2 protein-coding genes are annotated in these 7,677 nt (G+C 74.9%); both read left to right on the top strand.

The genetic code is table 11. The annotated features are described in order from the left end of the window. Positions 1-2,597 (top strand): SDR family NAD(P)-dependent oxidoreductase (locus HFV08_RS32150; protein ID WP_210430637.1); only part of this gene is annotated, 2,597 nt, incomplete at its 5' end. 127 nt (positions 2,598-2,724) lie between these two features. Next, positions 2,725-7,650, top strand: a complete 4,926-nt coding sequence (locus HFV08_RS22100) for a type I polyketide synthase (RefSeq protein ID WP_168541682.1) — start codon at positions 2,725-2,727, stop codon at positions 7,648-7,650. The last annotated feature ends 27 nt before the right edge of the window (positions 7,651-7,677 follow it).

Raw genomic sequence — 7,677 nt, 5'->3', positions numbered from 1 at the left:
GTGTCGCTTCGGAGCTGACCTACGACACGCCTTCGGTTCCGGTGGTGTCGAATCTGACCGGTGAGCTGGTGACCGAGTTCGATGCCGCGTACTGGGTGGAGCACGTGCGCCATGCCGTGCGCTTCGCCGACGCGATCGGCTTCCTCGCCGAACGCGGCGTACGCCACTTCCTGGAACTCGGCCCCGACGGCGTCCTGTCCGCCATGGCGCAGGAATGCCTGCCGGAGACCTTCGAGGGGCTGCTCGTCCCGGCGCTGCGCAAGGACCGCCCGGAGGCCGCGGCCTTCCTCGCCGCCCTCGGGGCCGCCTGGACCCGCGGCATCGCCCTCGACTGGAGCCCGCTCCTGGACGGTACCGCCCGGGCGGCCGCCGAGCTGCCCACCTACCCCTTCCAGCGGCAGCGCTACTGGCTGGAGGCCCCGGTCGCCGCGGCGGGTGAACAGAGCGAGGTGGACGGGCAGTTCTGGGACGCCGTCGAGCGGGAGGACCTGGAGTCCCTGGCGGACACCCTGCGCCTGCCGAGCGGTGACACCGGGCTGCGCACCGTGCTGCCCGCGCTCTCCTCCTGGCGCCGCGGCAGCCGTGAGCAGGCCGTCATCGACTCCTGGCGCTACCGGATCACCTGGAAGACCCTGCCCGCCGGGGACACCCCCCGCCTCGACGGCACCTGGTGGATCGTGGTGCCCTCGGGCGCGAGCGGCGCCGAGGCCCTGGCCCAGGAGACCGCCGCCGCGCTCACCGCGCACGGCGCCGCCCCGGTACTGGTGGAACTCGACGCCACCGGGGCCGACCGCGCCCGCTGGGCGGCCGAACTCACCGCCCGGCAGGGCGAGTCGCCCACCGGTGTGCTCTCGCTGCTCGCGCTCGACGCCCGCCCGCACTCCGCGCACCCCGGCGTCAGCGCCGCCCTCGCGGGTACCGCCGCGCTCGCCCAGGCCCTCGGCGACGCGGAACTCACCGCCCCGCTGTGGAACCTCACCAGCGGCGGTGTCTCCACCGGACCCGGCGACCCGGCGGCCGACAGCACCGGCACCCAGGCGCAGGTCTGGGCGCTCGGCCGGGTCGCCGCCCTCGAATACCCGGACCGCTGGGGCGGCTCGGTCGACCTGCCGCCCGCGCCCGACGAGCGGGCCCTCGCCCGCCTGGTCTCGGTGCTCGCCGCCGGGGACGGCGAGGACCAGCTCGCGGTACGCGCCTCGGGCGTACGGGCCCGGCGGCTGCGGACCGCCCCGGTCCCCGCCGACCGCAGGCCCGAGCCCTGGACGCCCACCGGCACGGTCCTGATCACCGGCGGCACCGGCGCCCTCGGCAGCCGTCTCGCCGAGTGGCTGGCCGACCGGGGCGCCCCCCGCCTGGTGCTGACCAGCCGCCGCGGCGCCGAGGCACCCGGCGCACGTGAACTCGCCGCCCGGATCGAGGAGAAGGGCACCGCGGTCACCCTCGCGGCCTGCGATGTCTCCGACCGCGAGCAGCTCACCGGCCTGCTGAAGGAGATCACTGCGGAGCAGCCGCTGACCGCGGTGGTGCACGCGGCCGGTGTCTCCGACAACGGATTCATGGACGAGGTCACCGGCGAGCATCTGGCGCACGTACTGCGGCCCAAGGCCCTCGCCGCCGATCTGCTGCACGAGGTCACCCTCGAACTCGGCCTGGAACTGGAGGCGTTCGTCCTCTTCGCGTCCAGCGCGGGCATGTGGGGCAGTGGCGGCCAGGCCGCCTACGCCGCGGCCAACGCCCACCTGGACGCGCTCGCCGAACGCCGCCGCGCGCTCGGCCTGGCGGCCACCGCCGTCGCCTGGGGCCCCTGGGCCGAGGCGGGCATGGCGGCCTCCGAGGACATCGACGAGCATCTGCGCCGCCGCGGCGTCATCGGCATCGCCCCCGCGACCGCCATCGCCGCGCTGCAGCAGGCACTCGACCTGGACGAGTCGACGGTCGGTGTGGCCGACGTCGACTGGTCGCTGTTCGCGCCCACCTTCACCGCGATGCGGCACAGCCCGCTGATCGCCGAACTCCCTGCCGTCAAGGCGGCTTTGGAGGAGGACGAGCCCTCCGCCGCGGCCGACTCCGCGGCGGCCTCCGCCCTGCTCGACAAGCTCGGCCGGGCCTCCGCCGCGGACCAGCAGCACCTCCTGGTGGAACTCGTCCGCGCCCAGGCCGCCGCCGTCCTCGGGCACCGCACCGCCGAGGCCGTCCAGGAGGCGCGGCCCTTCAAGGACCTCGGCTTCGACTCGCTCACCGCGGTGGAACTGCGCAACCGCATCGCCACCGAGACCGGGCTCAGGCTCCCGGCCACCCTCCTGTTCGACCACCCGACCCCCGGCGCCCTCGCCCAGCACCTGCGGAGCCACCTGGTCGTCGACGAAGCCGGCACCGACGCCGCCGTCCTCGCCGACCTGGACCGCCTGGACGCCGCCCTGACCCGGCTCGCCCCCGACGAGGCCGCGCGGCACCGCATCGCGGGCCGCCTCCAGGTACTCGTCTCCAAGTGGGGCGCCACCGCCCAGACCGAAGAGGAGGGCGCCCACGACGACCTGGCGTCCGCCTCGGCCGAAGAGATCTTCGCGCTCATCCACGACGAGCTCGGCAAGTCCTAGGGGTCTCCTCCCGTCCCCAAGCGGTGTCCGCGGCGCCGGGCACGCACCCGTACCGCCCGCCGCGGACACCGCACCGGACCCGAAGACACCACCCAGCACCTGCCGGAACCCAAGGAGCTCCCGCCAGATGGACAACGAAAAGAAGCTTCTCGATCACCTCAAGTGGGTGACGGCCGAACTCCGCCAGGCCCGGCAGAAGCTGCGCGAGGCCGAGGCGGACGAGCCCGAGCCGATCGCCATCGTCTCCATGGCCTGCCGCTACCCCGGCGGTGTGCGCTCGCCCGAGGACCTGTGGCAGCTGGTCCGCGAGGGCCGGGACGCCATCACCGGCTTCCCGACCGGCCGCGGCTGGGACCTGGCCTCGCTCTACGACGCCGACCCGGACCGGCTCGGCACCAGCTATGTACGCGAGGGCGGCTTCGTCCACGACGCGGGCGACTTCGACGCCGAGTTCTTCGGCATCTCCCCGCGCGAGGCCCTCGCCATGGACCCGCAGCAGCGGCTGCTCCTGGAGACCTCCTGGGAGGCCTTCGAGCGCGCGGGCGTCGACCCGGCCGCCGTCGCCGGCAGCCGCACCGGCGTCTTCGTCGGCACCACCTACACCGGCTACGGCAGTGACCGGGAGGGCGCCGAGGAGAACGTCGAGGGCCACCTCATGACCGGTATCGCGACCGCCGTCGCCTCCGGCCGGCTCTCCTACACCTACGGATTCGAGGGCCCCGCCGTCTCCCTCGACACCATGTGCTCCTCCTCCCTGGTCGCCCTGCATCTGGCCGTCCAGGCGCTGCGGCAGAAGGAGTGCACCCTCGCGCTCGCGGGCGGCTCGCAGATCATGTCCACGCCGGACGTGTACGTGGAGTTCAGCCGCCAGCGCGGTCTCTCCCCGGACGGCCGCTGCAAGCCCTTCGCCGCCGCCGCCGACGGCACCGGCTGGTCCGAGGGGGTCGGCGTGCTGCTCCTGGAGCGGCTCTCCGACGCCCGGCGCAACGGCCACCGGGTGCTCGCCGTGGTCCGCGGCTCCGCGATCAACCAGGACGGCGCCTCCAACGGGCTCACCGCCCCCAACGGCCCCTCCCAGCAGCGCGTCATCGAGCAGGCCCTCGCCAACGCCCGGCTCTCCCCGCACCAGGTCGACCTGATCGAGGCGCACGGCACCGGCACCACCCTCGGCGACCCCATCGAGGCGCAGGCCCTGCTCGCCACCTACGGCGGCAGCCGCCCCGAGGGGCGCCCGCTCTGGCTCGGCTCGGTGAAGTCGAACATCGGCCACGCCGCCGCCGCAGCGGGTGTCGCGGGTGTCATCAAGGCGGTCATGGCGGTACGCGAGGGCGTGCTCCCCAAGTCGCTGCACATCGACGCCCCCACCCCGGAGGTCGACTGGTCCTCCGGCGCCGTCGCCCTGCTCACCGAGGAGCGCGAGTGGTCCGTCCCCGGTGAGGAGCCGCGCACCGCCGCGATCTCCTCCTTCGGCGCGAGCGGCACCAACGCCCACGTCCTCGTGCAGTACGCCCCCGAGCCCGACCCGGAGCCGTCGGCCGAGGCCCCCGCCCCGGTCTTCACCGGCGCCGCGCTGCCCTGGCTCCTCTCCGGCCGCACCGCCGAGGGACTGCGCGGCCAGGCCCGCTCCCTGCACACCTACGCCACCACCGCCACCGCACTCCCCGGAGCGGCCCTCGGCCTCGCCACCACCCGCGCCGCCCTGGAACGCCGCGGCGCGGTCCTCACCCCCGGCACGCCCGGCGCCCCCGACAGGGACGCCCTGCTCACCGGCCTGGACGCCCTCGCCGAGGGCACCCCGGCAGCCGGGATCCTCGAAGGCGCCACGGTCGGCGGTGCCGACCGGCCGGTCTTCGTCTTCCCGGGTCAGGGTTCGCAGTGGGCGGGGATGGCGGTCGAACTCCTCGATTCCTCGCCGGTGTTCGCGGCTCGTCTGGGGGAGTGCGCGGAGGCGCTGGACCCGTTCGTGGACTGGTCCCTGGTGGATGTGCTGCGGCAGGCGGATGGCGCCCCCGGTTTCGACCGGGTCGATGTGGTGCAGCCTGCGCTGTGGGCGGTGATGGTGTCGCTTGCCGAGGTGTGGCGTGCGGCGGGTGTCGCTCCGGCCGCGGTGATCGGTCACTCCCAGGGTGAGATCGCGGCTGCTGCGGTGTCCGGTGCGTTGTCGCTGTCGGACGCGGCGAAGGTTTCGGCGTTGCGGGCGCGGGCGTTGCTGGCGCTGGCGGGCAAGGGCGGGATGGTCTCGGTCGCGGATGCGGCCGATTCCGTACGGGAGCGTATTTCGGCCTGGGGTGAGCGGCTGGCCCTCGCCTCCGTCAACGGCCCGCAGTCCACGGTGGTTTCGGGTGATCCCGAGGCGCTGGACGAGCTGATGGCCGCCTGTGAGGCGGACGGGGTCCGGGCGCGGCGGATCAATGTGGACTACGCCTCGCACGGCCCCCAGGTGGAGAAGATCCGGACCGAGGTCCTGGGCGCGCTCTCCGGTATCGAGCCGCGCACCGCCGAGGTGCCGTTCCTGTCCACGGTGACCGGTGAGTTCGTGACCGGCACCGAGCTGGACGCCGAATACTGGTACCGTAATCTGCGCAACACGGTCCGCTTCGAGGACGCCGTACGGCAGTTGCTGGACCGGGGCCACGGTGCCTTCGTGGAGGCGAGTGCCCATCCGGTGCTGACCGTCGGCGTGCAGGAGACCATCGACGCGGCGGGCGCGCCCGCCTTCGTCCAGGGCACCCTGCGCCGCGAGGACGGCGACGCGGCCCGCTTCCTCGCCTCCCTCGCCGAGGCCTGGACGCGTGGCGTACCCGTCGACTGGGCCATTGCCACGGACAGTTCGGAGCCCCTGGCCGAGGACCTGCCGACCTACGCCTTCCAGCGCCGCACCTACTGGCTGCACGGCGCCCGGACCGGCTCGATCCAGGCCCAAGTGGACGCCGTGGAAGCTGAGTTCTGGGACTCCGTGGAGAACGGGGACATCGACTCGCTCTCCGGCTCCCTCGCCCTGGAGGACAGCGCGCCCCTGGCGGAGCTGCTCCCGGCGCTCTCCTCCTGGCGGCGCCGCAGGCGGGAGCGCGGCGAGGTCGACAGCTGGCGCTACCGGATCGACTGGCAGCCGCTGGCCGAGAGCGCGCCGCCCGCCCTGGAGGGGACCTGGCTGCTGGTCACCGGGGACGGGGTCGAGGCCGAGGTCCTGAAGACGGGGGAGTCGGCGCTCACCGCGCACGGCGCCGCCGTGCACCAGCTGACCCTGACGGGGGAGGGCGAACGCGCAGCCCTCGCGCGGGAGTTGCTGGGCGCCGAGGTCGAGCACGGCCCCTTCGCCGGGGTGCTCTCGCTGCTCGCCACCGCGGAGCCGGAGCGGGGGCCCGCCACCACCCTGGCGCTTGTCCAGGCCCTGGCGGACGCGGAGTTCGAGGCGCCGCTGTGGGTCGCCACCCGCGGCGCCGTCGGCACCGGCCCCGAGGAGGCACCCGTACACCCCGCGCAGGCGGGGGCCTGGGGCCTCGGACTGGTCGCCGCGCTGGAGCGGCCCGGCGGCTGGGGCGGCCTCGTCGACCTGCCCGCCGAGCCGGACGAGAACCTGCCCGGACGGCTCGCCGCCGCGCTAGCGGGTCAGGAGGACCAGCTCGCGCTGCGGGCCACCGGCACCTATGTGCGCCGCCTGGCGCGCGCCCCGCTGCCCGGCTCCGAGGTGCGGCCCTGGGAACCCGCCGACACCGTGCTCGTCACCGGCGCGACCGCACCCGTCGGCGCCCGTACCGCCCTGCTGCTCGCCGCCTCCGGCGCCAAGCGCCTGCTGCTCACCGTGCCCGGCGGGGAAGAGCAACCGGCCGCGCTGGTAGGGGAGTTGGAGGAGGCCGGGGTCCAGGTCACGCTCGCGGAGTGGGACGGCAGGGACGTCGCCGCGCTGCGGGCACTCGCGGAGGCCGCCGCCGCGGACGGCGCCCCCGTCCGCGGGGTCTTCCACGCCGCCACCCGGGCCGACCTCGCCCCGCTCGACGAGACCACCGCCGCCGACCTCGCCGCCGCCGGTGCGGCGAAGACCGTCCCGGCACGCGCCCTGGACGAGGCCTTCGGCGAGGAGGCCGAGGCCTTCGTGCTGTTCTCCTCGGTCACCTCCTACTGGGGCGGCGGGGAGCACGCCGCCTTCGCCGCCGCGAGCGCCGAGCTGGACGCGCTCGCCGCCCGCCGCCGGGCCCGCGGACTCGCCGCCACCTCGGTGGCCTGGGGCGTCTGGGACCTCTTCGACGCCGAGCAGAACCCGGCGGAGGCCGCCGAACTCCAGGCCCGCTCCGCGGACCGCGGACTGCCGCTGCTCGACCCGGAGACCGCCTGGCAGGCGCTGCGGCTCAGCCTCGGCAGGCAGGAGACCGCGATCGCCGTCGCGGACGTGGACTGGGAGCGGTTCTGGCCGCTGTTCACCTCCGCGCGACCCGCCCCGCTGCTCTCGGACCTGCCCGAGGTGCGCGGTCTCGGCCGCGGCCAGGCCGAGGACACCGGCACCGCGGCCGACCCCGGCGCCGCCGAGGCCCTGCGGACCAGGCTCGCCGGGCTCTCCCCGGCCGAGCAGGACCGGGCCCTCACCGACCTGGTCTGCGCCCACGCCGCCGCCGTCCTCGGGCACTCCTCCGCGGGCGCCGTCGACGCCGAACGCGCCTTCAAGGACCTCGGCTTCGACTCGCTCACCGCGGTGGGCCTGCGCAACGGCCTGGGCGCCGCCACCGGCCTCAGCCTGCCCGCCACCCTCGTCTTCGACTACCCGACGCCCGCCGCGATGGCCGGTTACGTACGCGATCACCTGCTGGCCGGGGCACGCCAGGAGGCGACCGCCGCCGGGGTGCAGTCGGGCCTGGACCAGCTGGAGGCGGACCTGCTGTCCGTCGCCCTGGACAAGGACGAACGCAAGAACCTCACCCGGCGCCTCGAAGGACTTCTGTCCCGCTTCAAGGACGCCCAGGCCGCCGCCGACGAGGAGTCGGTGAGCGGAAAGCTCGATTCGGCTTCCGACGAAGAGATCTTCGCCTTCATCCGTGAGGAATTCGGAAGGCCCGAGTAGGGCGTCCTCGGATCGGTCAGCACTTCC

Source organism: Streptomyces physcomitrii (assembly GCF_012273655.1).
GTDB lineage: Bacteria > Actinomycetota > Actinomycetes > Streptomycetales > Streptomycetaceae > Streptomyces > Streptomyces physcomitrii.
This window is presented reverse-complemented; position numbering and strand designations above follow the sequence as displayed.

What these genes read in the sequence shown, in the direction of transcription:
- HFV08_RS22100 (WP_168541682.1), top strand. Translation starts at nt 2,725, where the DNA reads ATGGACAACGAAAAGAAGCTTCTCGATCACCTCAAGTGGGTGACGGCC.